This window comes from Xanthomonas sp. WHRI 10207, assembly GCF_040202975.1.
Lineage (GTDB): Bacteria > Pseudomonadota > Gammaproteobacteria > Xanthomonadales > Xanthomonadaceae > Xanthomonas.
Window position 1 is genome coordinate 1236187 of record NZ_JBEGDX010000001.1, and the last position, 24507, is coordinate 1260693.

The window sequence follows — 24507 nt, forward strand, 5'->3', positions numbered from 1 at the left end:
GCGTTATAGCGTTCGTCGCCGGGGTAGCAACCAATGACAGTCACGTTGCTTGCAGGGCGAGCGGCTGCGTAGCGGCAGCGCGCGATGGTGCAGGCATCAGCTGCGCTTGCTTACACCCGCGCCGCGGCCAGGCTTGCTGCAAGTAACGTTGCCGGCGCGTTGAATTGCGCGTGCCACGGCGTCTGCAGCCAGGTTTCCAGGGCGGCGGCCGGCATCGGCTTGGCGATCCAGTAACCCTGGCCTTCGTCGCAGCCCCAGGCGCGCAACTGCGCATACGCCTCGGCCGACTCGATGCCTTCGGCCACCACGCGCTGGCCCAGGCTGTGGCCGAGCTGGATCATCGCCGGCACCAAGGTGCGGTCGGTGCGGTTGTCCGGCAGCGAGCGGATGAAGGATTGATCGATCTTCAGCGAGCTGGCCGGCAGCTGCTTGAGATAGCTGAAATTGCTGTAGCCGGTGCCGAAATCGTCAATGGCGATGTGCACGCCCAACGCGGCCACATCGGCCAGCTGTTCGGCCAGATGGTCGGGGTGGCGGATCATCGCGCTTTCGGTGAATTCGATTTCCAGCCGGCGCGGGTCGAGCTTGTGACGTTCCAGCCCGCGTCGCAGCATGCCGGCAAAGCCAGGACGGTCCAGATCGGCCGCCGACACATTCAAGGCCAGGTTGAAGTCCAGGCCCTGCTGCTGCCAGCGCGCGGCCTGGGCGATGCCGTTATCGATGACCCAGGCGGTGATGCGGTTGATCAGCGCGGTCTTTTCGGCCATCGGTATGAAGTCCGATGGCATCACCGGGCCGATCATCGGGTGCTGCCAGCGCAGCAGCGCTTCCACCGCCACGCAGCGGTGATCGTTCAAGTCCACGCGCGGCTGGTAATGCAGGCGCAGCTGGCTGGCGCTGTCCAGCGCGGCGGGCAGGGCGGCAAGCAGGCGAAAGGTGTTGCGCTGTGCCACATCGTGCTTGCGCTCGTACATGCTCCACGCCAAGCAGCGTTCGCGCGACACGTCCACCGCGGTGGTCAGCGAGCGGATGGTGTCGGCCGCGCCGTAGCTGGTCTGCAACGACACCGCGCCGATCGAGGCTACCGCGGTATGCGGGATTCCCTGGTGATCCAGCGGCTCGGCAAACGCCTTGGACACCTTGTTGCACAGGCTGGACAGGCGTTGGGTTTCGGCCTGGGTGAGGAAGCCGAAGGTGGTCGGGTCCAGCCGGTACAGCACCGTGGTGGCAGGCAGATACGCGGCCAGGCGGCGCTGCGCCAGCGCGACATACCCGTCGGCGTAGTCCCAGCCCAGCGCCTTGACCATGTCGCGGAAATAGTCGCTGCCGCAGATGTCCACCGCCACCGCAGTCGTGGTCGATGCGGTATCGCGCTGCAACAGCCAGGCATCCAGATCTTCGCCAAAGCGCGAACGATTCGGCAGCCCGGTCGGCCCGTCGCGATAGGTGGTGCTGCGTAGATTTTCCACCCGCAGCACGGCCAGATCGCGCAAGTCCTGCAGATGCGTCAAGGCGTCCGCATCCAGACCTTCGCGCGGGCTGGTGCCGATCACGCACAGGGTGCCGATGCGGTGACCATCGCGCAGCCGCAACGGCGCGCCTGCGTAGAAGCGGATGAAGGGCGGGCCCAGCACCAGCGGGTTGTCGCAGAAACGCGGATCCAGCTGCGCATCCGGTACCACCATCACCTCGTCCGAGCGGATCGCATGCGCGCAAAACGCCTGGTCGCGCGGAGTTTCCGGTGCGTCCAGACCGACACGCGCCTTGAACCACTGGCGATGTTCGTCCACCAGCGACACCAGCGCGATCTCCGCGCCCAGGCTGCGCGCCGCCATCGCGGCAATGGTTTCGAACATCGGGTCCGGCGGCGAATCCAGCAGGCACAGGCCGCGTAGAACGGCCAGACGGGTGGCTTCGTCGGACATGGAGGTCGCTTCAGTATCGGAGGTGGGCACGGATTGCATGTGGCTCTATCGGCCTCGGCCGTATCCACTTGACGTGACCGTGCTGGCTTATTCAGCTGCCAGCAGCGCAACGGCATGTTGCAGCGCGGCGGATGGAGCGCGCGCGGTGTTGTTGCTGCTCACGCGGCAGATCCGGTTTTCGCGCTGCAGCACGCGAGTGCGCACTGCCGCGTGTCACCTGTGCGTTGCGCTGTCAGGCTGGGCGCGTCGTCATGCCGACACCGCAACGTGCTTGAACACACGGAAGTTAACGTTACCAGCGGGCTGGTGCCTGGTCTGCGCGCTCGGTCTGCATCCCGCAATTTTTTCGGATCTGTGAACCAGCCGCAGATCGCGCCCGCTGGCCACCGGCACGGTTGGGCGCACGTGGGCCGGGCATGCGAGTGCGTGTCGGCGTGCCCGCGCTACCCACTCCTGGAGCCGATCATGAAGATCTTCAATCGTCTGGCGCAGCGCCTAGTGCTGCTGGTCGCCGGTCTTGCGCTAGCCTCGGCCGCGCACGCCGGCCTGTCCGTGTCCGGTACACAGTTGCGAGAGACCAACGGCAACACGCTGGTCCTGCGTGGCATCAACCTGCCGCATGCCTGGTTTGCCGATCGCACCGATGCTGCGCTGGCGCAGATTGCCGCCACCGGTGCCAACAGCGTGCGCGTGGTGCTCAGCAGCGGCCACCGCTGGAACCGCACGCCGGAGGCGGAGGTGGCGCGCATCATCGCGCGCTGCAAGGCACTGGGCCTGATTGCCGTCCTGGAAGTGCACGACACCACCGGCTACGGCGAAGACGGCGCGGCAGGCACCCTGGCCGATGCCGCCAACTACTGGACCAGCGTGCGTGGCGCGCTGGTGGGGCAGGAGAACTACGTCATCCTCAATATCGGCAACGAACCGTTCGGCAACCGCCTCAGTGCCAGCGAATGGGTCACCGGCCATGCGCGTGCGATCGCCACGCTGCGCAATGCCGGCCTCACCCACGCGTTGATGGTGGATGCCCCCAACTGGGGCCAGGACTGGCAGTTCTACATGCGCGACAACGCTGCGGCGTTGCTGGCGCTCGACAGCCGCCGCAATCTGGTCTTCAGCGTGCACATGTACGAAGTGTTCGCTAACGATGCGACCGTGGACAGCTATCTGCGTGCGTTTCGCAGCAATGGACTGGCCTTGGTGGTCGGTGAATTCGGCGCCGACCATCGCGGCGCGCAAGTCGATGAAGCCGCGATCATGCGCCGTGCGCGCGAGTACAACGTCGGCTACATGGGTTGGTCGTGGTCGGGCAACGACAGCAGCACGCAATCGCTGGATATCGTGCTGGGCTGGGACCCGACGCGGCTTAGCAGCTGGGGTCGCACGCTCATTCAAGGCCCCGACGGCATCCGTGCAACGTCGCGCAGGGCCAGCGTGTTCGGCGCGAGGCAGCGCTGACTCACCGGTCGCGGCGACTGGGTGCGCTTTGACCGGGCGCCATCAGCGCCCGGTCAGCGTAATGGTCCCGGGCTGGGCCGCTTGGTCAGCTTGCGCTGCAGCGAGCGCCGATGCATGCCCAGCAAGCGTGCGGCAGCGGAGACGTTGCCGCCGGTTTCGTGCAGCGCCTGCTGGATGTGTTCCCACTGCAGGCGGCTGAGCGGGGTCATCATTTCCTGCGCGGTTTCTTCTTCGTTCGGCTCGGGCAGGTCGTCGTCTTCTTCGCCCAGCGCTCGCATGATGGTGGGGATATTGGCCGGCTTGGGCAGGTAGTCGTCGGCACCGAGTTTGATCGCTTCCACTGCGGTGGCAATGCTGGCGTAGCCGGTCACCAGCAGGATGCGCATGTCGGCGCGGATCTCGCGCAGCGGCTGGATCAGGCTCAGGCCGGAATCGTGGCCGAGCTTGAGATCGACCAGCGCGAAATCGGGCAAGGCGCTACGCGCGATCGATAGCGCGCTTGCCGCATCGGTGGCGGTCAGGGTTTCCACGCCGCGTCGCGCCAGGCTGCGTTGCAAGGTGCGCAGGTACAAGGTGTCGTCGTCGATCAACAGACCGGTGCGGATCGGAGTGCTTGTCATGCCAAAGCCTCGTGTTCGGAAAGCGGCAGGCGGAAACCGACGCGGGCGCCGCTGCCTTCGGCGGGCAGCATCCACAACTCGCCCTGCAGACGCTCGACGGTGGCGTGCGACAGCGCCAGACCGACACCCATGCCATCGTGCTTGCCACTATTGAACAAGGTACCCGGCAACATGGCTTGCGCGGTGTCGAAGCCGGGCCCGTAATCGCGGACTTCGCCACTGAGATGGTCATGTTCCACCCGCAAGGTTAGATCGATCTGCGGGCGCCCGGCGCGTTCGCCGGCATCGGCAGCGTTGTTGAGCAGCACCATCAGCAGATGGCTGACGCCGGGCTGCAGCATCAGCCGCATCGGTGCGTCGTCGTTGCGACGCAGTTCGATGGTAGGGCGCACCAGCCGCCACTGCTCCAGCACATCCTTCACTGCCACTTCGCGGCTCAAATGGCCGTTGTCGGCCGGCGCGGCCAGCGCCAATACGCGCTCGTGGCATTGCACCAACAGCTCGCGCAAGGTGTCCAGATCTTCGCGCAGTTCGTTCTGATCGCATTGGTCGGCAATGTCGTCGACCAGCAGGGTCATCGTGGCCAGCGGCGTGTTGAGTTCGTGCGCCACCGACGCCGCATGCGTGGCCAGCGCGACGATGCCCTCATTACGGGCGAAGCGCTCGCGCAGGGTGGAGATTTCGCGCTCGCGCTCGCGCATCGACAACGCCAGCCGGGTGGCGAAGGCCAGCACCACCACCGTGGACAGCAGGAAGTTGGCCGCCATGCCCCACATGTGCAGGCTGAGCGGGTCGAAGCTGCCGTAAGGCAACGGCAGGCCGAACGCGGCGCTGATCACATAGCCGGCCACGCACGACGCCGCCACGGCCATCGCCCAGCTCAGCGGCAAGGCCAGCGCGGCCAGCGCGATCAGCACCAGGAACAGCGAGCCGAACGGGTTGGCGATGCCGCCGCTCCAGCCCACCATCCAGGTCAGCACCGTCACATCGACCAGGATGTGGCCGAACTCGGTGGCCGGGCTCACCGCGCCGCGATGCGCCACGCGCAGCTGCGCATACAGGTTGAACACCGCCAGCGCGGCGACGCCGGCCCACAGCGGTTGTTGCGGCAGGTGCAAGCCCATCAGGCCGGAGGCGACCAGGATGGTGGCGGCCTGGCCGGCGGTGGCGAGCCAGCGCAGGCTGCACAGGGTCCGCAGGAAGGAAGCGTCGGAGCTGTTCATCTCGGCAATGCTATGCGCTCAGGGACGTGATGGCCTGCGACAAACCGTCGCATCGGCCGGGATGGCGGCCCGCACGACGCTTCAGCTGTGAGCGGACGGCGGACAGGCTAAAATAGCGCCATGTATGACGCCGTGACCCGCCCAACCCCTCCCGCCGACGCCACCGCCTGGCCGCGCCGCATCACCCAGGCCGTCAAGATCGGCAGCGTGATCGTGGGCGGCGGCCACCCGGTGGTCGTCCAGTCGATGACCAACACCGATACCGCCGACATCGCCGGTAGCGTCAAACAGGTGTCCGAACTGTGGCGCGCCGGCTCGGAGATGGTGCGTCTGACCGTCAACAACGCCGAGTCCGCCGCCGCCATCCCGCGCATCGTCGACAAGCTGCGCATGATGGGGATCGAAGTGCCGCTGATCGGCGACTTCCATTACAACGGCCACCAGCTGCTCGCTGCCGAGCCGGCCTGTGCCGAAGCGTTGGCCAAGTACCGCATCAATCCGGGCAACGTCGGGTTCGGCAAGAAGAAGGATCTGCAATTCGCGCAGCTGATCGAATTCGCAATCAAATACGACAAGCCAGTGCGCATCGGCGCCAACTGGGGCTCGCTGGACCAGTCGCTGGCCGCGCAGCTGATGGACGAAAATTCCAAGCGCGACACGCCGTGGGACGCCAGCCGCGTATTGCGTGAGGCGCTGATCCGGTCTGCGGTGGATTCGGCCGAGCGTGCGGTGGAGCTGGGCTTGTCGCGCGAGCGCATTATCTTGTCGGCCAAGGTGTCTGGCGTGCAGGAACTGATCGCGGTGTATCGGGACATGGCGACGCGCTGCGATTTTGCGCTGCACCTGGGCCTGACCGAGGCAGGCATCGGCAGCAAGGGCATCGTGGCCTCGGCCGCGGCGTTGAGCGTGCTGCTGCAGGAAGGCATCGGCGACACCATCCGCATTTCGCTGACGCCGGAGCCGGGCCAGTCGCGCACCCAGGAAGTGGTGGTCGCACAGGAGCTGCTGCAGACCACCGGCCAACGCGCCTTCACTCCGATGGTCACTGCGTGCCCGGGTTGCGGCCGTACCACCTCCGAGTTCTTCCAGGAGCTGGCCGGCGTGGTGCAGAACCATGTACGCGCCAAGATGCCGGAGTGGAAGATTTCCAACCCCGGCGCCGAGAACATGACCCTGGCGGTGATGGGCTGCGTGGTCAACGGCCCGGGCGAATCGCGCCACGCCAATATCGGCATCTCGTTGCCGGGCACGGGCGAAGCGCCGTCGGCGCCGGTGTTTATCGATGGCGAAAAAAGCGTCACCTTGCGTGGTGAAAATATCGCGTATGAATTCATCGATCTGATCGATCAGTACGTCGAACGCACGTATGTCCGCCGCGCCGGCTGAATCGCCGGCCGGTTTCAGCGTCTGGCTGCGCAACAATGCATGGCGCATGGCGCTGTTGTTTGCCGGGGTCCTGCTGCCGCTGGGTCTGTTCGTGGACCTGGCCGATGAAGTGCATGAGCTGGAAAACTTCTATTTCGACGAACCCTTGCTGTGGAGCATGCGTAGCATCGCAACGCCCGGGCTGGATGCGTTTTTCGGCGTGATTTCCAAGGTGGGCTACCAGTACGGCGTGATCCCGATCGATATCGCGATCGTGCTTGTGTTGTTGGCGCTACGGCGCTGGCGCGAGGGCACCTTTGCGGCGCTGGGATTTGCTGGTTCGGCGTTGTTGAACATGGGCGCCAAGCAGTTCTTCCAACGCGATCGGCCCAGTTTGTGGGAGTCGATCGCGCCGGAAAGCACGTTCAGCTTTCCCAGTGGCCACGCAATGGGCTCGATGACGCTCGCCGCAGTGGTCATCGCGCTGGCATGGCGCACGCGCTGGCGTTGGCCGGTGACCATCGCCGCCAGTCTGTTCGCCGCGTTGGTGGGCATTTCGCGCATCTATCTAGGCGTGCATTACCCCTCCGACATCCTCGGCGGCTGGTCGGCCGCACTGGTATGGGTGGTGGGGCTGTATCTGGTGATGTTCCGCGGCGCACGGCGGCCGCATTGGCGTCGTCCGGTCGTGTCGGGCTAAGCCAGGGTAACCAGGCGACTGCGCAATGGGCAGGCATGCGCGGCTGATGTTCGGTGCGGCATGTGCACGTTGTATTCGGTTGCTCCGCGCTGGCCGCCCCGGTCAACGATTGCTCGTTCTGTCAGATGCCGTTCTACGCAGACGGATGGCCGGCACGTTCCCGTCGCGATAGCAGCAATCCAACCGTCGTACCGATCACTGCCAGTAACACCATGTAATAGCCCGGTCCCATGGGATGTTGCTTGGCCAGCATCACCACCAGCAGCGGTGTCAGCCCACCAAACACGGCATAGCCCAGGTTGTAGGCGAACGACACGCCGGACAGGCGCACTTCCGGCGGGAACACCCCGACCATGATGCGCGGGATCACCCCAAGCACGCCCAGTGCGGCGCCCAGCAGCGCATACAACGGAAACACCAGCTGTGGATCGCCGGCCAGGCGGTAGAACAACCATGCCGAAACGCCCAGCAGGACGCTGCCGATGAGCAGGACGCGCCCATTGCCGTAACGGTCGGCCAACGCACCGGCCACCACAGACCCCGCAGCCTGCAGCACGATCGCCAGACTATTGGCCTGCAGCGCCACTGCCGCCGGGTAGTGGTAACTGCTCTGCAACAGGCCGGGTGTCATCAACGACACCACCAGTACGCCGCCTGCCACCATCCAGGTCAATGCCAACGACAGCAGCACACCAGGCCGATGATCGCGCAGCACCAGCTTGAGCGGGGTTTCGCGTGCCAGCGCGCGCATGGCCACCAGTTCTGCGAACACCGGCGTCTCGTGCAGCCAGCGCCGCAAGTAGACCGATACCAGCCCGAATACGCCGCCCGCCAGGAACGGCAGCCGCCAGGCATAGTCGGCGATCTCGGCAGGGCTGAAGTGGCGGTTGAGGGCGCCGGCGCCCAGCGAGCCGAGCAACACGCCACCGGCCAGGCCGGCGGTCAGGGTGCCGCAGGCGAGTCCGGTGCGGTGCGCGGGGACATGCTCGGCGACGAACACCCAGGCGCTGGGCACTTCACCGCCGATCGCGGCGCCCTGCAAAAGGCGCGCGCCCAACAGCAGCAGCGGCGCAGCGATGCCGATCTGCGCGTAGGTCGGCAACAGGCCGATGCACAGCGTTGGCAGCGCCATCAGCAGCAGGCTCAGGCCGAACATGCGTTTGCGACCGAGCAAGTCGCCGAAATGGGCCATCACCATGCCGCCGAGCGGACGCACCAGGTAACCGGCGGCAAAGATGCCGAAGGTCTGCAACTGGCGCATCCACTCCGGGATGCCGGGAGGGAAGAACAGTTCGCCCAGCACCGCGGCAAAAAAGATGAAGATGATGAAGTCGTACAGTTCCAGCGCGCCGCCCAGCGCAGACAAGGCCAGCGTTTTGTAGTCGCCGCGTTTCAGGTGCGGCTTCGGTGCAATGCCTGTGGATGGCTGGGTCTTCAAGGCGTGACATCCTGTAGCGGGTGATGGCGCATGCGTGTGGGCAGCAGTACAAGTGCAGGTAGCAATGCTAGCGCGGCAAGAGAGTCCAGCTTGCATGCTTGTAGTGGATGGCACGTATGCGAGTTTCGGTAAACGCGTGGTGCCTGCGCCCGTGGTAACGCATCAAGCGCGCAGACTTGCCAACGCCGCTGCTTCGGCATGCAGCACGGTGGTATCGAACAGCGGCCGCGCTGCATCGTCGGCATCCACCAGCAATGAAATCTCGGTGCAGCCAAGCACGATCGCTTGCGCGCCTTGCCGGTCGAGGTCGGCCATGACCTGACGAAAATACGTGCGCGACCCGGCATTAATCACGCCCTGGCACAGCTCCTCGTAAATCACCCGATGCAGTTCCGCACGTGCATCGGCAGGCGGTGTCGACACTGTCAGCCCACGTGCTTCCAGACGCTGACGATAGAACGGTTGTTCCATGGTGAAGCGCGTGCCGAGCAGGCCGACCTGGGTGATGCCTGCCGCGAGCAAGGCATCGGCGGTGGCATCGGCGATGTGCAACAACGGCAGTGGCGTTGCGGTGGTGATCGCATCGGCAACGCAGTGCATGGTGTTGGTGCACAGCACGATGAAGTCTGCGCCGCCAGCATGCAGTGAACGCGCGGCAGCCGCCATCTCGCGTCCTGCGCCTTCCCAGTCGCCGGCGTGCTGCAGGCGTTCGATGTCGTGGAAGTCGACGCTGTACAGCAACAATCGGGCCGAATGCAGCCCGCCACGTTCGCGGCGAATGGCCTGATTGATATGTCGGTAGTAGGGCAGGGTGGACTCCCAGCTCATGCCGCCGATCATCCCGATGGTTTTCACGTGCAGTGTCCTGGCGCAACCGTGTTCGCCTGCATGGTCGCATACGACCTCAGTCGCGTGACAGCAATGCCAGATGGCCGCCGGGACCTGCTCGTGTGCCGCGACGTCACTGCCTTGGGTGTGGTGCACATGATGACGCGTGAGACCAAGCGCACTGCGCGCGTACTGCCCATCGCTGTCGCGTCACTCGCCCGGCTTTGCGCCCTCCACCGGGGCATGCGTGGCAGCACGACGTGCCAGCACCGCTTCGCGATGGGCGATGTAGACGTTGGCACCGATGATGATGGCCGCGCCAATCAAGGTGTGACGCTCGATGGCCTCGCCAAACAACCACCAGCCCAGCAAGGCCACCAGCGGTAGCTGCATGAAGCTGATCGGCTGCAGCGCGGACACTTCGCCCATCTTCAGCGCACGCGTCCAGAACAACTGCCCGACAGTGCCGAAGATGCCGGTCGCCACCAGCCACAACCAGTCGATGCCGTGCGGCAAGGTCCACTGAAATAGCGCCGGAATCAGCGACATCGGCACCCAGAACACATAGGTGTAGAACACCACCGTATCCGAGTCGTCGCTACGCGACAGTTGCTTGATCTGGATCGCGACGATGGCGCTGATCACTGCCGCCAGCAATGCAATCAATAGCCCCGGACTGAAGGTGGATGAGCCCGGGCGCAAAATCACCAGCACACCGATGAATCCGGCCGCCACCGCCAGCCAGCGCCGCATGCGCACCTGCTCGTGCAGCCACACCACCGCCAGCACGGTGACGAACAAGGGCGTGGAATAGGACAGCGAAATCGCCTGCGATAGCGGTAGATGTCCGATGGCCCAGAACCCGCACAGCATCGAGGCCAGGCCAATCAACGTGCGTGCCAGATACTGCGGCAGCTGGCGTGTACGCGGCAGCGTCTTGCCGGGGCCGATGAGCAACGGCAGCAATGCCAGCAACCCGAATGCATTGCGGAAGAATGCAATCTCGGTAGTGGCGATATTCTTCGATGCCAGCCGGATGGTGATGGCCATCAGGCCGAACGCGAGTGTGCTGATCAGCATCCAGACGGCGGCGCGCACGGGCGCCGATGCAGCAGTCACCAATGCGCTCCGATGATGCGCGGCTCCGGTTCCAGGATCACCGAGTAACGCTCGCGCACCGATTCGGCGATGCGCCGCGCAAAGTCGAGCAACTGCGCGCCGCTGGCAGTGCCGTAGTTGACCAGCACCAACGCGTGGTCGGGGGACACGCCGGCATCGCCTTCGCGCTGGCCCTTCCAGCCGCATTGCTCGATCAACCACGCGGCCGATAACTTGCCCTGGCCTGGCTGCTCGCCGGGATACACCGGCATGTCGGCGAAGGTGGCCTGCAACGCGGCGATCTGTTCGCTGGGCAGCAATGGGTTCTTGAAGAAACTGCCGGCATTGCCCAGCACATCGGGGTCCGGCAGCTTGCGTCGACGGATGTTGATGACCGCCTGCGCCACGTCGGCGGCGCCTGCCAGTTCGGCGCCCATGCTGGCCAATTCTTCGCGAATGCCGGCGTAATCCAGGCGTAGCTCATGCAGCAACGGCAGATTGAATTCCACCGCCACAATCAGATAACGCTCTGGCTGCTGCTTGAACACGCTGTCGCGGTAGGCGAATGCACACTCAGGTGGGGTCATCCGCACAAACTGCTGGCTAAGCCGATCGAACGCCTCCACCACGTGGATGAAGTCGCCCACCTGCGCGCCGTAGGCACCGATGTTCTGGATCGGGCTGGCGCCGACAGTGCCGGGGATCAATGCCAGATTTTCCAGACCCGACAAGCCTTGCTGCAACGAATACAGCACCAACGCATGCCAGTTCACACCGGCCCCGGCGCGCACGATGGCGTGGTCGGCATGGTGCGCGATGATGGCGATCTCGCGGTTTTCGAAACACAGCACGTAACCTTGCGGGTCGCCGGCCAACAGCACATTGCTGCCGCTGCCAAGCACCAGCAATGGAAGCTCGGCGATCTCCGGCGCGGCCAGCGCCTGCGGCAATGCCTCGGGCGTGTGGATGCTGAGCAACCAGCGAGCCGTCGCGTCTACATGAAATGTGTTGAGCGCACGCAGCGGCGCATGCGCGCTCAAGCTCCAGCCGGTCTGCACTGCATCGCTCATAGCGGCGAGACCGCGCCACCGCTGGGCGCTTCGCGACGACGACGGATGGCGTCGACGCACTCGCCGATCAGTGGCGGACCGCGATACACCAGGCCGCTATAGCACTGCACCAGGCTCGCACCGGCCGCCATCTTGGCCAACGCATCGGCGCCAGAATTGATGCCACCCACACCGATCAAAGGAATCGACTCGGGCAGGCGTGCGCGCAGGCGTCGTAGCACCAGGGTGGATTGCCCCAGCAACGGCGCGCCGGACAAGCCGCCGGCCTCGCCAGCCAGCGGATGATTGGCGATCAAGGTGCGCGTCACCGTGGTGTTGGTAGCGATCACGCCATCTACGGCCAAGTCGGCCAACACGCGTGCGGCGGCATCGATGTCGCGGTCGTTGAGATCCGGCGCCACCTTCACCAGCATCGGCACGCGCTTGCCATGTTGCGCAGCCAAGGCTTCCTGGGTTTCGCGCAGATCGGAAATCAGTCGACGCAGCGCCTGTTCTTCCTGCAGCTCGCGCAAGCCGGCGGTATTGGGCGAGGAAATGTTGACGGTGATGTAGTCGGCCAGCGGATACACGCGCTCCATGCAATAGCGGTAGTCGCTGGTCGCGTCCTCGTTAGGCGTGTCCTTGTTCTTGCCGATGTTGATGCCGAGCAGCCCGCCGCGTCGGCGCGCACGCTGCACATTGGCCACCAGCGCATCCACGCCCAGATTGTTGAAGCCCATGCGGTTGATCACCGCCTGGTACTCCGGCAACCGGAACATGCGCGGCTTGGGATTGCCTTCCTGTGGCCGCGGGGTCACCGTGCCGATCTCGATAAAGCCGAAGCCCAGCGCCAGCAGTGCATCGATGTGTTCGCCGTTCTTGTCCAGGCCGGCGCCAAGGCCGACCGGGTTGGGGAACATCAGGCCGAATGCCGGCGTCGGCAGCGGGACCGGTTGCTTGGCCAGCAGCGACGTGGTGCCGGTGCGGTAGGCGATGTCGATGGAGCGCAGCGCCAGCGCATGCGCGCGCTCGGCATCGAGGGTGAACAGCAGGGGGCGGGCAAGCGAATACATGGGGTCAGTTCAATTTTCCTGCGAACACGCGGGTCTGGTATTGGAAGTCGATCTGCCCGTCTTGTGCGTGCGCGTCGAACAGCGTACGCAGCGCGGCGAGCATCGGCGCATGGCGTGGGTCGTGTGCGAGCGGCGCGTACGAAGACGACAACAGGCGGCCGCGCAGTGCGTCGAAATCCAGTCGCTGCACATTGGGAAAGCGCGCCATCGCACGGAACCCATCACCGAACCAGGCCTGCATGGTCGCATCGTCCTGGTAGCGCTCTGCCACTGCCGAGTAGTCGGTGCCGTAGTCCAGCAATAGTTGCTCATAGCCGCGCAAGAAGGCGGTGGTATCCAGCTCGCGCGAGTTCCAGTAGATCACCGCCAGCCCGTCGGGCCGCAGCACGCGCGCCCATTCGGCACGGATGGCCTGGGTGTCGAACCAATGAAAGGCCTGCGCGGCAGACACCAGACCCATGCTGGCATCGGCCAGCCCGGTGGCTTCGGCCGTGCCATCGATGGCCTGAAACTTGGGGAAACCCGCCAGCCATTGCTGCGCGGCCTCACGCATGGCTGGATTCGGCTCCACTGCCGTGACCGCATAGCCGGCTTCCAGAAACAGCCGGCTGGAAATGCCGGTGCCGGCGCCGATATCGGCCACCGCGGTCGCTGGGGTGATGCCAAGTTCGTCATGCAACCAGCGCAGCAGCTGCGGCGGATAACTGGGCCGGTAGCGCACATAGGCCGCCACGCGGTCGTTGAAACGCTGGGCCGAGGAGGGCGCGGCCATGCTCAACTGTTTGCGGCCGCAAGCCAGGCCATGCCGCCAAAGAACAGCACGAAGATCGCAATGCCGATCAGCCACATGGCGGCTGCCAACCAGCCGAGGATCAGCCCGCCGATCGCCAAGCCGTCGCCTTCCAGCCCCTGCGGGTTGCGGCGGATTTCTGCGCGCGCCAGGTGGCCGGTGATGATGGCGCACACGCTGCCGAGGAATGGGATCAGCGTCCAGCCGAGAATGCCTGCGACCAGGCTGACGATCGCCATGGCACTGGTCTGTCGAACGACAACGTTCATCATGAACTCCTAGAGATTGGCGGCAGCAGAGGGCTGGCGTGGCCCGATTATCCCAGAGCGGCCGCCCGAATGGCGTGCCGTCTGCGGCGGAAACGCGATCGCCGGGCCCTCAGTGGCCGGGGAGAGGGGCCTGAACTGTCTGATTGCGTGGGGCAGGGAGGCGTTACCGACGGTCTCCGGTCCCGGCCGAGACGTCATCGGCCCTTGGCGAACCGCTGCGGGGTGGCGCGTGCCGTTGTCTCTATCGCGATTGCAGGCCGCCCGTAGCAGGGTGGCCATGCGACACCTACAGCGCGCCGGCCATGGCCGGGCGCGCTGCGATGCCATCGATTACAGATCGAACTTGATGCCCTGTGCCAGCGGCAGCGAGTCGGAGTAATTGATGGTGTTGGTCTGGCGACGCATGTAGACCTTCCACGCATCCGAGCCGGACTCGCGACCGCCGCCGGTTTCCTTCTCGCCACCGAACGCGCCGCCGATCTCCGCACCGGAGGTACCGATGTTGACGTTGGCAATGCCGCAATCGCTGCCCGCAGCAGACAGGAACTTCTCGGCCGCTTTCAGGTCCTGGGTAAAGATCGACGACGACAGGCCCTGCGGCACGCCGTTCTGCAGGTCGATCGCCTCATCCAGCGTGCTGTACTTCATCACGTACAGGATGGGTGCGAAGGTCTCGTGCTGCACCACCGCGTCGCTGTTCTGCAGCCCGGTGACAATCGCCGGCAGCACGAAGTTGCCCGGGCGATCGATCGCGGTGCCGCCCACTTCCACCGTGCCGCCGGCCGCCTTGGCCTTGGCGATCGAGGCCAGGAACTGCTCCACCGCACCGCGGCTGTTGAGTGGGCCCATCAGGTTTGCCGGGTCGGTGGGGTCGCCGATCTTGCTGTCGAGCTGCTTGTACGCCTTGACCAGCGTCGCCAGCACGTTGTCGTAGATGGACGCATGCACGATCAAGCGGCGCGTGGTGGTGCAGCGCTGCCCGGCGGTGCCGACCGCGCCGAATACGATGCCGGGGATCGCCAGCTTCAGGTCGGCGGTGTCGTCCAGGATGATGGCGTTGTTGCCGCCCAGCTCCAGCAGGCAACGGCCCAGGCGGTGCGCAACCTTCTCGGCCACCACACGACCGATCTGGGTCGAGCCGGTGAAGCTGATCAGCGGGATGCGGGTGTCTTCGACCAGCTTTTCCGACAAGGAAGTGCCGGCATCGTTGATCAGGAAGAAGATGTCCGGAAAGCCGGCGTCTTTCAATGCCGCATTGCAGATCTTCATCGTGGCGATCGCGGTCAGCGGGGTCTTGTTGGACGGCTTCCAGATGCAGATATCGCCGCAAATCGCCGCCAAAAACGCATTCCACGCCCACACCGCCACCGGGAAGTTGAACGCGCTGATGATGCCCACCAGCCCCAGCGGCTGGTACTGCTCATACATGCGGTGACCGGGACGCTCCGAATGCATGGTGTAGCCGTAGAGCATGCGGCTCTGGCCCACGGCAAAGTCGGCGATGTCGATCATCTCCTGCACTTCGCCATCGCCTTCGGGTTTGCTCTTGCCCATTTCCAAGGCCACCAGCGAACCGAGTGCATCCTTGTGCTTGCGCAGCGCCTCGCCACACAACCGCACTGCCTCACCGCGACGCGGCGCCGGGGTGGTGCGCCACACCTTGAAGGCCGCCTGCGCGCGCGCCACGATCAGCTCGTAGTCGTCCGGCGTGGTCGCCTGCACATCGGCGATGACCACGTTGGTGGTCGGATTGAGCGGCTGCAGCACGCCGGCGCCGGTGGCCTGCGACCAGGTCGCCTCGCCGAGGTAAGTGCCGGAATTGGACGCAGCGAGGTCGAGCGCCTTGAGCAGGTCAGCGGACATGGAATCTCCTGGAAACAGTGGCGGTCGCGCGGCAGCCAAGGCCGGCAGCGACACGGGTAGCCGCCGATTTTAGCAGGCTCCACCCACCCCCGGCCGGCTTGGCAAGCTGGCTGAACATGCGACAATACCGCCCTTGGCCCCGTAGCTCAGCTGGATAGAGCGTCCCCCTCCTAAGGGGAAGGTCGCCCGTTCGAATCGGGCCGGGGTCACCAGGAATCAATGGTTTAGTTGCGCGTTCAAGCATTGCCTCCGGCAGATGTTGATACATATCCACAAGCGTTTGCCACAGCTGCCACAGCGCACTCGGCTCGCAGAATATCGAGGTGATATGTTCAGGTTCGGATCTAAGTCTTGGCCATATATCTTGGCGGTGTTGGCAAGCCTGGTAGTAATATTTTTTCTCCAGAATAATGGTTCAATCTCGAACAAAGAGCTCGGGTTATTGCTAGGCTCATTATTGAGCACTTTCCTCGGTGCACAATTCGCTTATAGATTAGGTCAGGCCAAGGACGAGGATGCGGAGCGATCACGGAAAATTGCCTCTCTCAATCGTGCGCTACTTGTACTCCTGGCTCAGTACAACGAAATTCGGACCACCATGATTGAGTTCGAAAAGTATCCGAATGATCTCTTTTGTGTATTCAACATGGCGGCGGTTTTGCCCATCGAGTCCTTCGGACTTGTTCAAAAAATAGATGACTTGGACTTTATTCTAAAGACGCGGCAGAGAAATATCCTGCTTGAATTACACACGGAGCAGCTGAGGTTTGACCAGGTGCTAGTCACCATTAGGATTCGGGCCGAACATGCGATTCGAGAATTGCACCCTGAAATGTCTAGGCTTCGCCTTCGGGATGTCTATGTGAATGAAGCAATTCTCAGGGAGTCTTTGGGGGAATACATGTTTGAGACAGCTGTGAACTTGACTTCAAGCATGAGGCGCCATGCAGCAGCAAGTGATAAGTCGCTGCCCGAAATGATGGAAAAGCTTAAGGCTTTTTCGGAGCAGTTATTTCCGGGGGAGAAGTTTATCGGTCACGCCTTGGTGAATGCCCCTGAATCAAATCCCTAAGGTGATTTTCAACTGCAGTGATGCATTCGCACAAGTGGTTGGCTAGCTAAAATTTGATTTTGTCCGCCGCCGCCGCATTCCCCTCCGGCGTAAGGTGAACGTAGTATTTTTCGGTTGTGGCGTAATCAGAGTAGCCAGCAATGATCTGCACCCGCCGCAGCGGGATGCCTGCGATAACCAAATGGGCACAAAAGGTGTGGCGCAATCTATGAGGGCTCCTACCGATGCCTGAGTTGACGGCGTCCGCTGAAAACCAATCACTAATGGTGTCTCTGTGTACATCCACTACGGGGTCAAACAGGTGACGCAGCGCCCATCTGGCATAGCGATTAAGCGGCACCTCGCGCCATTTGCCTGACTTTGTCCGGCTTTTTAACATCGAGCTCCTTCCATTTCACTCCGCGGCGGAAGACGGCCTGGAGTCTGCGGATCTCTTTGCCCACCGTCTCAGGAGCTGCTTTATCGGTGATCAAGCGATCGGGTTTGTAGTCTTCCATCTCCATCGGACGAAGGGTGTCGATCGGGGCGATGGCCGAACTTTGCGATAAAGCGCTTCACTTCGCTGCGCGCTTTTCCTGCCGTGGTGGGGTGCTCGGCCGCGTACCAATCCAGGTACCAGTCAAGGTGGGCACTCACCAGCGGCAGGCGAGCGAGGATGCGAACGCCGTGGGTTAGCTCAGCTTCTTTCGCTGCTCGTATTTCTTCAGCCTCATGAGGGCCGAAGCGGCCGAGGGAGATGCGGCGACGTACGCCGCCCTGGTGCCAAAGGAGGTAGGCGCTTGGGCCTCACCAATAGATCTTGACTGTTGCAATTGATGTGCGCCGTGGATCGCCGCATAGAGCGCGGACTTTTCGTAAAATTGGTTGCCCGTGAAGCGCCGCGGCGCGAGGCCGTAGGCAAGGGCGTTCTTGCGGAACTGGGATTCGGAGACGCCACAGTAGTGCGCCGCCTCCGCTACATTTAGCCAATCATTGCCACTGATATTTTTATTTGCGTTAAACTGATCACTCTGCCGCTAGTGCAAATTGTTAAATCTGTATATATCCATTGTGAGTGTGCGACAGTGCGGCTTTGATCTCTATTTAATTCATATTAAAAGAGAAGTGAGTGCGATAAAGTAAGGGGAAGTGGAATGGTGAGACCGTAATGAACGCGAAGGCTGGCAGCATTGAATTCCAGGATTTCTCAAAAAGATTAGAAATGAGGAGGAGGCGGCGGCGTTGCAAAGTAGTGGAGACTGCGAAGCATGAGTGGTTCAAGCCTTTCATAGAGCTGATTAAATGTTTGGCTCTCACTGCAACTCTTGTCGCTGCTGCAGACACTATCTGGACTTCGGGGCTTTATCTCGGTTACCGCCTTGCAGCAGTAGTCTTTAGTTTCTTGGGGGCAATCACGATTATGGTCATAGCGGCGGCTATTTTTCTGCGGCCTGTCTTCGTGACGCGTTCTAGAAAGGTCAAGAAAAGATGGATAGCTTTCGTTGTTTACTGTCTTACAGTTTTTATGATGGCGGTAGTTTTTCTGACAACAGTCGATGTGCTTAAAGACAGACGCGGAAAAGACAAATGCGTTACCTCTGATCAAGAGGGAACTAAGCCTTCTCCGGTCTCGATAAGTAAGTAACGTTACGTCTAGCGCCATCATCGGGTGTTCACGCTTTGGATTCGCGCATCGTTGACCTCACGCCGCGACAAATTTTTACGCATCGACTTAGCACCCAGCTTCTGCACCTTGCCGCCGCGCTTGGCGAAGGCCTTGAGGTGCGCGGCCAGTTCGGCGCGTTCGCGGTCTTTGTGACGGACGGTGGATTGGGCGAAGGCGCTCATTGCCCACCTGCCTTGCCACGCGCAGCGGGTTCGTCGCGCAGCAGCTGCTCGGCGTAGGTGATGCCGCGCGTGTTGAAGGTGATGACGTTCGGGAACTGCGGGTCGTCGAACTGAACCAGGCCAGCTTGGTCGAGCCAGTTGATGCATTTTTCAGTGTCCGCAGCATGGACGGTAGCAACTTGTTGATGATCGACGGCGAATACAGAGGGCTGTTCCTCCGCCAACGAGGCGTCGGGCAAACTGACACCGTGGTGTCTTCGCAGTAGGGTGTGTCGGCCGGTGCCTTCATCATCAGCAATTGTGTGGTGATGCCCACCGTCGCCGTCCATAGCCCCAATTGGGTGGGGCGCATTGGGGCGCTTACACAGGTGGATGCAACAACTTGGCGCGCGACCTTCACGCTGCAGGGCTCTACGGGTTTGTCGTTCGAGTGGTACGCATTCGACACGTTGCGCGATAGCGACGCTTCCCCGCATGGCCTGCAGATTCGAAACCTGCAGAACCAGCTCATCTTCGATGCATTGCGCAAGCCGCAGCGTGTCGTGGATAGCTTCATGCTTCCAGGAGAGCAGGGCACCACACGCGCGTACCCCGGCGGGCGCAAGTATGCCGTCGCGCATTCGGGCGGTGTGTGGGTATCGAGCTTGACCAGCGGCGGAGGCACGCGCGGCCAGTACGACAGCCGGATATTCCCCGGCGTCTACTGCCCGGTGCTGGTGGTCGAAAACGGTCAGCGGGTCATGAAGTCTATGCGCTACCAGTGCCGTCCGGCCGGCACGCCGGGAATGTACGACCGTAAATTACCTGGTACCTACAACGCTCGTCGGGACAACTTGGAAGGGTTTTGGCGCCGGCAGTTCGGCTACACCCATGGGCTGATGGTTTCCGACCGCTTCTACGAGAACGTCGAAGGCCTAGAGGGCAGAATCAGCGGATAGAGTTCGTGCCGCGCAACGGCGAGCCGATGCTAGTGGCGTGCCTCTGGTCGCACTGGCGCGATCCCGTCGGCATCGAGCCCGACCTTCTGTCGTTCGCTGCGATCACCGACGAACCAGAGCCGGAGGTCACTGCAGCTGGCCATGACCCGAAGATTATCAACATCAAGCCCGAACACTTCGACGCCTGGCTCAATCCAGATCCGCGCGACCCGGATGCGCTTTACACGATCTTCGAAGACAAGCGGCACCCTTACTACGAGCACCGGCTGGCGGCTTGACCAGAAGCAGCCACAACCAAGATAGATCGTCATGCCATCACGATCTGCACATCGCGCAGCACTGCGGCGATCTAACGAACCTAGCGCGTCATCGCTCAGGAAGGTCCTGCACTACCGGAGCTGCCCCACGAAATGGGTGGCGCTATGCTGTGCGCGGCCTGGACTACGTGCGGGACGAGTGGAAGTTGTATCGATCAAGTTCGATCGATCCCCATACCATAGTCACGATTCATCTCATTGGGAACGGTGAGCAGGGTGCCCGGCTCACGATCAAATAACAGTCGAGGCAGGTTAAGGCGCCGCCGGTCTCCATGTTGCTTGCCGAGGCCTTTGAGGCGGCGGCTGAGATAGCGAGCATGCAGCGGCCCTAGAGTTGCTCTGGGCGATGGCCGTCTAGGCGTACTGGAAGGACCAGTACGATGACTCCTCGCCGCCTTCGAGGCCTTGTGCCCTCGACAGTGGTGCAATACAGGCCCAGAGGACGGTGGAAGCCGAAGTGCGTCAGCGGCACTCGGCAGGGTAGCCGAAGCGTTAACCGGCAAAGCTCAACGTCTAAGGTTGCTTGTGAATTGGAACCGATGCAGGCATGAGCCTGCATCGGTGCTGATTAAAAAGGCGGTTTGCTGTTGCTGGGCGCTAAGGGCTAGGTAAGGGAATCAGCGAAAAGGCAATTCCCCCGGCGACTGCTAATAGCGCTAGCGTACTTAGAGTTATCGAATAGCGCCGCCTAGAAAAACTCGGGCGGCGCTGAATAGCTCGAAGGATGGCAATCGGAACCAGTGCATACAAGGCGCATAAGGCAATAAAATACCAGTTCATTTGATACGACGAGCCTTTCCCTAGTAGATTTCCGGCTTGGAATAAAATTACTCCACCGGCAAGTGAAAGGAAAGAACGGATCGCAAAAGCGTTGTTGGTCTGTGTCTGAGTATTCATATATTAATATGCCACGATTTGGCATACAGCACCGGTTGGGGTGCTTGTACAAGCTAAGTGGAAGGCGCGGTTTACGGGCCTCGTTGTGGCTCCCTGCCACCGAACTCCTAGGTTTCCGATGTGCTCAACCATTCGCTCTCCGGCATCCAGAGATTCTCGATAATAGGGGTATACATAGTTGCGCTCTGCATCGGTTCCCGTGACATCAGCCTTGGTTTCAGGGATGAAGTTACCTGCAGCATCCTTAGCAGATCCCTTTACGTATGAATAATCTTTTAGACCCCAATTCCATTCGACCTTGAAATAAGAGCCGTCAGGAAACTGAACTATGTTGGTAACTACAAACGGGCTGCGTATGGCTCCAATATTAATGACGCTGGTCAGGTTGGATACCGCAACTCGGAGCTGCTCATTTAGGTACCAAAATGGTCCAAGATTGTCGATGCCCAAAGCTGCCCTGGTTGCAGCTTCCCTATAAACGGGGGTTGTGACGGCATCCATTGCGGTCATGGGGCGGGTTTCGGCCTGTGGACCAACCCTGGCTGCAATCTTGTTTGCTGCAGCAGATGTGGCGACATTGATGCTTGCAGGCAGCGTACTTACGACGTAAGGAGATCCACCGTTGGCGTCGTAGACAGCAAGGCCTGCAGCCAGCCCCTGCTGTTCGAGAGCGGTCAGAGCGACTTCCTTCACGATCAGCTGCCCTCCCGCAGATGTCGTCATTTTGGGGTCTGACGTAAGCCGAACGTAGTCGGCTGCGGGTAAAGACATCGGATTCGGTGGACTGCCTCCGCCGTTTACCGAAACAATCATGTGATACACGGTTCGACGATTGAAATCCCAGAGATGGTGATCGCCCACTCCAAATTCACGAGACATTGTCTGCTTCCTGCCTAGGTTGCAGTCATTACAAATTCCGGCTGCGGCGTAAGCTGCGGACGAAAAAGTGAACCCCGCTGCGAATGCCACACCTACTACATACTTGATCAATGTCAACTCCTTTTGCGCTTCCATGGAACGTGATTGCTCCGGCACTCAATATCCTTGCCCAGCTGCAGCCGCGTCAAATGCGCGTGGCTGGGGTGTGATGGAACGCACGTATGGTGCTGAAGATAGTAGCTGACTAGGCGGCGAAGCACCGGCCGCGTGGCGGCCACTACGTCGGGAATTTTCATGTTCAAAGTTAGCGACCCGCTGTCAGAACCTCAACAAGAAGTCCGAGCTCCATGGTCATGGTTGCAGTGCCTGCTTTGCGCTGACCAATGTGGGTCAGGATTTACTGGCCGTCCGTGGAATCCAGCGCGTGCCTGCTTGCGAGAGCTGTCGTCGGCATGGAGCCGACCCTGGCGGGCGATCCGTCGGAAGCCTCGGAGACGATGCCGAGGGTACAAGTCAGCGGGTTCAGCACGATATGCGCAAATTGTTCTTTCATTCTGTGGTCCTCAGGTCCAGACGTCGTTCGAGTACGTGTGGCAGGCTGCAAGACGCTTTCATGACCATCATTTCCTCCTGACTGACGCCTCGGTACTGGATAGCTTGTCTCGGGGAGGTTGCAAGGCGTCCGAAAACCCGAAGTGACCCGCGCGCATGACTACGGCGCGTGTCAGCAGTTGCTCACGCGCAGCTGGTTGCGCGATGGCAAGGCGGTCTACCAAGACCTGAGCGGGGCGCTGGAGCATGGCGGAGGCGTGCCTTTAGCATGGAGATGCTTGGAGGCCGACATAGTGCCGCTAGACTTCAACGACCCGGAGCGCAATATCCTGCAAATCGAGGAGCGCAACGCGTGGGACGGCGCCGTGGCGTACCACGTGTACTAACAACACCCCGGCGCCCCGTTGAGCTTGATCACCCAAACTACCCGCTGGGCGGGACCACTGAAACTAAGTGGGTGAGCGCCGAGGTGGTCCGTTGCATCGCTAACCTCAAGCGGCCGCATCAAGTTAGCTGCCTGAGCGTCTTTATCAGTGCCAAGTCGCGATTTGAAGCCTAAATGACTACTAAGCGCTCAAACTTCGGTGCGACCAGAACCAAAGGGGCATTAATAGTGCTAACCGACCACTCACCGATGCCGCACCACCCGCACCCCCACCGGCCGTGCGGACTTATCCATTGACACCGATGAGATGCGGCTATGGCGGAGCAGGGTGCCGAGTTGTTCGGTGGCGCCCAGGCGTTGGTCGACTTCGAGTTCGGCCACGGTGCGGGGGCGTTTGCGCTTGTCGGCATTGGCGAAGCGCAGGCGGTTGTATTCGGCCCAGCCGACGGTGGTGATGGCGGCCATCAGGGCGATGACCGGCAGTGCGCCGAGGGCGAACGGGTCGATGGCGTTGTGCTTCAGGTAGAGCTCGGTGTACGCGCTGCGCAGGCCAAAGAACCAGGCGATCAGCGTGGCCAGCGGTGCCCAGAGATAGAAATAGACCATCCAGGCGCCGGCGGTGGCTGCGCCGTAGGCGAGACGGCGCGAGCGGCCGAGGCGTTGCGGCAGGTTGATGATGGGCGGGGTCATTGGATTCCTCGGTCGGGGCTCTTCCATCGTGCGCGTTTATTGCGGCGTGCGATGAGGGCGCGGGGGAAGGCGATGACGGCAGTGAGCATGCCGATCATCCAGAAGGCAGCGGGGTACCAGATCACCCAGAAGAACTGGCGTGCCAGGCCTTTTTCGTAGCGACGTTCGATGATCAGGCTGGTGCCGAATTGCAGCAGGCAGACCACTGCCAGCACCAGGCCATGCCAACGCGGCAGGATGGTGTCGATGTACAACGCAGGCGGCATCGCGATGAACTTGCCGAGCACCCACAGCACGATGATGAACAACATCACGTAGGCCCAGATCAGGCTCAGCGTGTATTCCAGCAACACTGCCCACATGCGCCGGCTGCGCCAGGCCAGTGCGCGGCGGCCATGGCTCAGTAAGACCTCGACGCCACCGCGCGCCCAGCGCAGGCGCTGCATCCACAGGCCGCCAAAGGTTTCGGGCATCAGGATCCAGCACAGCGCGTTGGGCTCGTAACGGATATCCCAGCCATCGAGCTGCAGGCGCCAGGAGATGTCGATGTCTTCGGTGACCATGTTGTCGGACCAAAAGCCGACGTGGTGCAGGGCCGAGCGACGAAACGCGCAGATCACACCGGACACGGTGAACAGGCGGCCGTACACGCGTTGGGCGCGCTTGATCAGGCCCACGATCGCGGAGAACTCGCCGACCTGCATGCGGCCCATCAGCGTGGTGCGATTGCGCACGCGCGGGTTGCCGGTAACGCCGCCGACGCGCGGGCCGGAAATCAGGTGGCCCACCATCCAGCGCGTTGCATGCGGATCGAGAATCGCGTCGGCATCCACGCACACAAGATAATCGGACCGCGCCGCAAGCGTGCCGACGCGCAAGGCGTTGGCCTTGCCGTGATTCTGCTCAAGGTGCACCACGCGCAAGCGCGGATGGTGATGCGTGAGGTCGTCGAGGACTTCGGCGGTGCGGTCGGTACTGCCGTCGTTGATGGCAATGATCTCGAAGTCCGCATAGTGCTGCGCACTCATCGCTGCGATGGTTTCGGCGACGTGCTTGGCCTCGTTGTAGCAAGGCATCAGCAACGACACGAACGGCTCGCTGGCCATCGGCGGCGGCTTGGACGGCCCTGGTGTGCCGCGTTCGCGCCGCAGGTAGTAGTAGATACCGCCGATCATCCAGAAAAACGCCATGATGATCGGGTAGTAAAACGCGAAGTTGAACAGGGCGGCCAGTAAGAGGCTGGTCGTCATC

Annotated in this window: 25 protein-coding genes, 1 tRNA gene and 1 pseudogene; 8 read left to right on the forward strand and 19 right to left on the reverse strand. The window is 62.2% G+C overall.

Annotated features, from left to right (window positions below; genetic code table 11):
* Positions 1 to 110: 110 nt before the first annotated feature.
* Positions 111 to 1964 carry a putative bifunctional diguanylate cyclase/phosphodiesterase gene (locus ABQU90_RS05475; protein ID WP_323523415.1) on the reverse strand — a complete coding sequence of 618 codons (1854 nt, stop codon included), beginning with the start codon at positions 1962 to 1964 and terminating at the stop codon, positions 111 to 113.
* A 426-nt stretch (positions 1965 to 2390) separates the two neighbouring features.
* Here ABQU90_RS05475 and ABQU90_RS05480 point away from each other — a divergent pair, with 426 nt between their 5' ends.
* Entirely contained in the window at positions 2391 to 3383 is a 993-nt protein-coding gene (locus ABQU90_RS05480) for a glycoside hydrolase family 5 protein (RefSeq protein WP_323523416.1), read from the forward strand.
* A gap of 53 nt (positions 3384 to 3436) precedes the next feature.
* Here ABQU90_RS05480 and ABQU90_RS05485 read toward each other — a convergent pair whose 3' ends face one another.
* Entirely contained in the window at positions 3437 to 4003 is a 567-nt protein-coding gene (locus tag ABQU90_RS05485; protein ID WP_055854817.1) for a response regulator transcription factor, read from the reverse strand.
* Positions 4000 to 5226: an ATP-binding protein gene (locus ABQU90_RS05490; protein WP_115511910.1), complete on the reverse strand. Its 1227-nt coding sequence runs from the start codon at positions 5224 to 5226 to the stop codon at positions 4000 to 4002. The genes ABQU90_RS05485 and ABQU90_RS05490 overlap by 4 nt, the downstream gene beginning before the upstream one ends.
* 120 nt (positions 5227 to 5346) lie before the next feature.
* Between ABQU90_RS05490 and ispG the strand changes: the two genes are divergently transcribed.
* A complete protein-coding gene (gene ispG, locus ABQU90_RS05495; protein ID WP_055854823.1) occupies positions 5347 to 6612 on the forward strand; it encodes a flavodoxin-dependent (E)-4-hydroxy-3-methylbut-2-enyl-diphosphate synthase in 1266 nt (421 codons plus the stop codon).
* Positions 6593 to 7291 carry a phosphatase PAP2 family protein gene (locus tag ABQU90_RS05500; RefSeq protein WP_323523417.1) on the forward strand — a complete coding sequence of 233 codons (699 nt, stop codon included), beginning with the start codon at positions 6593 to 6595 and terminating at the stop codon, positions 7289 to 7291. Before ispG ends, ABQU90_RS05500 begins: the two co-directional genes overlap by 20 nt.
* Positions 7292 to 7424: 133 nt before the next feature.
* Here ABQU90_RS05500 and ABQU90_RS05505 read toward each other — a convergent pair whose 3' ends face one another.
* The 8 genes from ABQU90_RS05505 to amaB form a co-directional block, all read right to left on the reverse strand.
* The gene (locus tag ABQU90_RS05505; RefSeq protein WP_407078744.1) at positions 7425 to 8729 is read right to left on the reverse strand and encodes an MFS transporter; all 1305 of its coding nucleotides are present in this window, start codon (positions 8727 to 8729) and stop codon (positions 7425 to 7427) included.
* 162 nt (positions 8730 to 8891) lie between these two features.
* Positions 8892 to 9569 (reverse strand): aspartate/glutamate racemase family protein, encoded by a 678-nt coding sequence (locus ABQU90_RS05510; protein WP_323523438.1) that lies wholly within the window; start codon positions 9567 to 9569, stop codon positions 8892 to 8894.
* Between the two features lie 198 nt (positions 9570 to 9767).
* Positions 9768 to 10679 carry a DMT family transporter gene (locus ABQU90_RS05515; protein WP_055854833.1) on the reverse strand — a complete coding sequence of 304 codons (912 nt, stop codon included), beginning with the start codon at positions 10677 to 10679 and terminating at the stop codon, positions 9768 to 9770.
* Positions 10673 to 11725, reverse strand: coding sequence for a UDP-N-acetylmuramate dehydrogenase (gene murB / locus ABQU90_RS05520; protein ID WP_323523418.1), 1053 nt, complete (start codon positions 11723 to 11725; stop codon positions 10673 to 10675). The genes ABQU90_RS05515 and murB overlap by 7 nt, the downstream gene beginning before the upstream one ends.
* Entirely contained in the window at positions 11722 to 12777 is a 1056-nt protein-coding gene (locus ABQU90_RS05525; RefSeq protein ID WP_115553608.1) for a quinone-dependent dihydroorotate dehydrogenase, read from the reverse strand. The genes murB and ABQU90_RS05525 overlap by 4 nt, the downstream gene beginning before the upstream one ends.
* A gap of 4 nt (positions 12778 to 12781) precedes the next feature.
* A complete protein-coding gene (locus tag ABQU90_RS05530) occupies positions 12782 to 13549 on the reverse strand; it encodes a class I SAM-dependent methyltransferase (RefSeq protein WP_055854842.1) in 768 nt (255 codons plus the stop codon).
* 2 nt (positions 13550 to 13551) lie between these two features.
* Positions 13552 to 13836 (reverse strand): DUF4190 domain-containing protein, encoded by a 285-nt coding sequence (locus ABQU90_RS05535; RefSeq protein WP_055854845.1) that lies wholly within the window; start codon positions 13834 to 13836, stop codon positions 13552 to 13554.
* Between the two features lie 330 nt (positions 13837 to 14166).
* The gene (gene amaB / locus ABQU90_RS05540) at positions 14167 to 15699 is read right to left on the reverse strand and encodes an L-piperidine-6-carboxylate dehydrogenase (protein WP_323523419.1); all 1533 of its coding nucleotides are present in this window, start codon (positions 15697 to 15699) and stop codon (positions 14167 to 14169) included.
* Between the two features lie 135 nt (positions 15700 to 15834).
* On the opposite strand from amaB, the gene ABQU90_RS05545 reads away from it, so the two are divergent.
* Both ABQU90_RS05545 and ABQU90_RS05550 read left to right on the forward strand, forming a co-directional pair.
* Positions 15835 to 15911, forward strand: a tRNA-Arg gene (locus ABQU90_RS05545).
* Positions 15912 to 16156: 245 nt separating this feature from the next.
* Positions 16157 to 16771 (forward strand): hypothetical protein, encoded by a 615-nt coding sequence (locus ABQU90_RS05550; protein WP_323523420.1) that lies wholly within the window; start codon positions 16157 to 16159, stop codon positions 16769 to 16771.
* Between the two features lie 46 nt (positions 16772 to 16817).
* Here ABQU90_RS05550 and ABQU90_RS05555 read toward each other — a convergent pair whose 3' ends face one another.
* Both ABQU90_RS05555 and ABQU90_RS05560 read right to left on the reverse strand, forming a co-directional pair.
* Positions 16818 to 17150 (reverse strand): tyrosine-type recombinase/integrase, encoded by a 333-nt coding sequence (locus ABQU90_RS05555; RefSeq protein WP_323523421.1) that lies wholly within the window; start codon positions 17148 to 17150, stop codon positions 16818 to 16820.
* On the reverse strand, positions 17101 to 17268 hold the full coding sequence (locus tag ABQU90_RS05560; RefSeq protein ID WP_323523439.1) for a hypothetical protein: 168 nt from the start codon (positions 17266 to 17268) through the stop codon (positions 17101 to 17103). The genes ABQU90_RS05555 and ABQU90_RS05560 overlap by 50 nt, the downstream gene beginning before the upstream one ends.
* Before the next feature lie 650 nt (positions 17269 to 17918).
* Here ABQU90_RS05560 and ABQU90_RS05565 point away from each other — a divergent pair.
* Entirely contained in the window at positions 17919 to 18395 is a 477-nt protein-coding gene (locus ABQU90_RS05565) for a hypothetical protein (protein WP_323523422.1), read from the forward strand.
* 17 nt (positions 18396 to 18412) lie between these two features.
* Here ABQU90_RS05565 and ABQU90_RS05570 read toward each other — a convergent pair whose 3' ends face one another.
* Together ABQU90_RS05570 and ABQU90_RS05575 are read right to left on the reverse strand one after the other, a co-directional pair.
* A complete protein-coding gene (locus ABQU90_RS05570) occupies positions 18413 to 18598 on the reverse strand; it encodes a hypothetical protein (RefSeq protein ID WP_323523423.1) in 186 nt (61 codons plus the stop codon).
* A complete protein-coding gene (locus ABQU90_RS05575) occupies positions 18595 to 18837 on the reverse strand; it encodes a hypothetical protein (RefSeq protein WP_323523424.1) in 243 nt (80 codons plus the stop codon). Before ABQU90_RS05575 ends, ABQU90_RS05570 begins: the two co-directional genes overlap by 4 nt.
* 438 nt (positions 18838 to 19275) lie before the next feature.
* Between ABQU90_RS05575 and ABQU90_RS05580 the strand changes: the two are divergent.
* A pseudogene (locus ABQU90_RS05580) lies at positions 19276 to 19814 on the forward strand (SOS response-associated peptidase family protein); the annotation flags it as partial.
* 939 nt (positions 19815 to 20753) lie between these two features.
* Here ABQU90_RS05580 and ABQU90_RS05585 read toward each other — a convergent pair.
* Positions 20754 to 21764: a hypothetical protein gene (locus ABQU90_RS05585; protein WP_323523425.1), complete on the reverse strand. Its 1011-nt coding sequence runs from the start codon at positions 21762 to 21764 to the stop codon at positions 20754 to 20756.
* A gap of 262 nt (positions 21765 to 22026) precedes the next feature.
* Positions 22027 to 22182 (reverse strand): hypothetical protein, encoded by a 156-nt coding sequence (locus ABQU90_RS05590; RefSeq protein ID WP_323523426.1) that lies wholly within the window; start codon positions 22180 to 22182, stop codon positions 22027 to 22029.
* 142 nt (positions 22183 to 22324) lie between these two features.
* On the opposite strand from ABQU90_RS05590, the gene ABQU90_RS05595 reads away from it, so the two are divergent.
* Entirely contained in the window at positions 22325 to 22567 is a 243-nt protein-coding gene (locus ABQU90_RS05595; RefSeq protein WP_323523427.1) for a hypothetical protein, read from the forward strand.
* 242 nt (positions 22568 to 22809) lie between these two features.
* Here ABQU90_RS05595 and pgaD read toward each other — a convergent pair whose 3' ends face one another.
* On the reverse strand, positions 22810 to 23256 hold the full coding sequence (gene pgaD / locus ABQU90_RS05600) for a poly-beta-1,6-N-acetyl-D-glucosamine biosynthesis protein PgaD (protein ID WP_323523428.1): 447 nt from the start codon (positions 23254 to 23256) through the stop codon (positions 22810 to 22812).
* A complete protein-coding gene (gene pgaC, locus ABQU90_RS05605; RefSeq protein WP_228325365.1) occupies positions 23253 to 24506 on the reverse strand; it encodes a poly-beta-1,6-N-acetyl-D-glucosamine synthase in 1254 nt (417 codons plus the stop codon). The genes pgaD and pgaC overlap by 4 nt, the downstream gene beginning before the upstream one ends.
* Position 24507 lies beyond the last annotated feature (1 nt).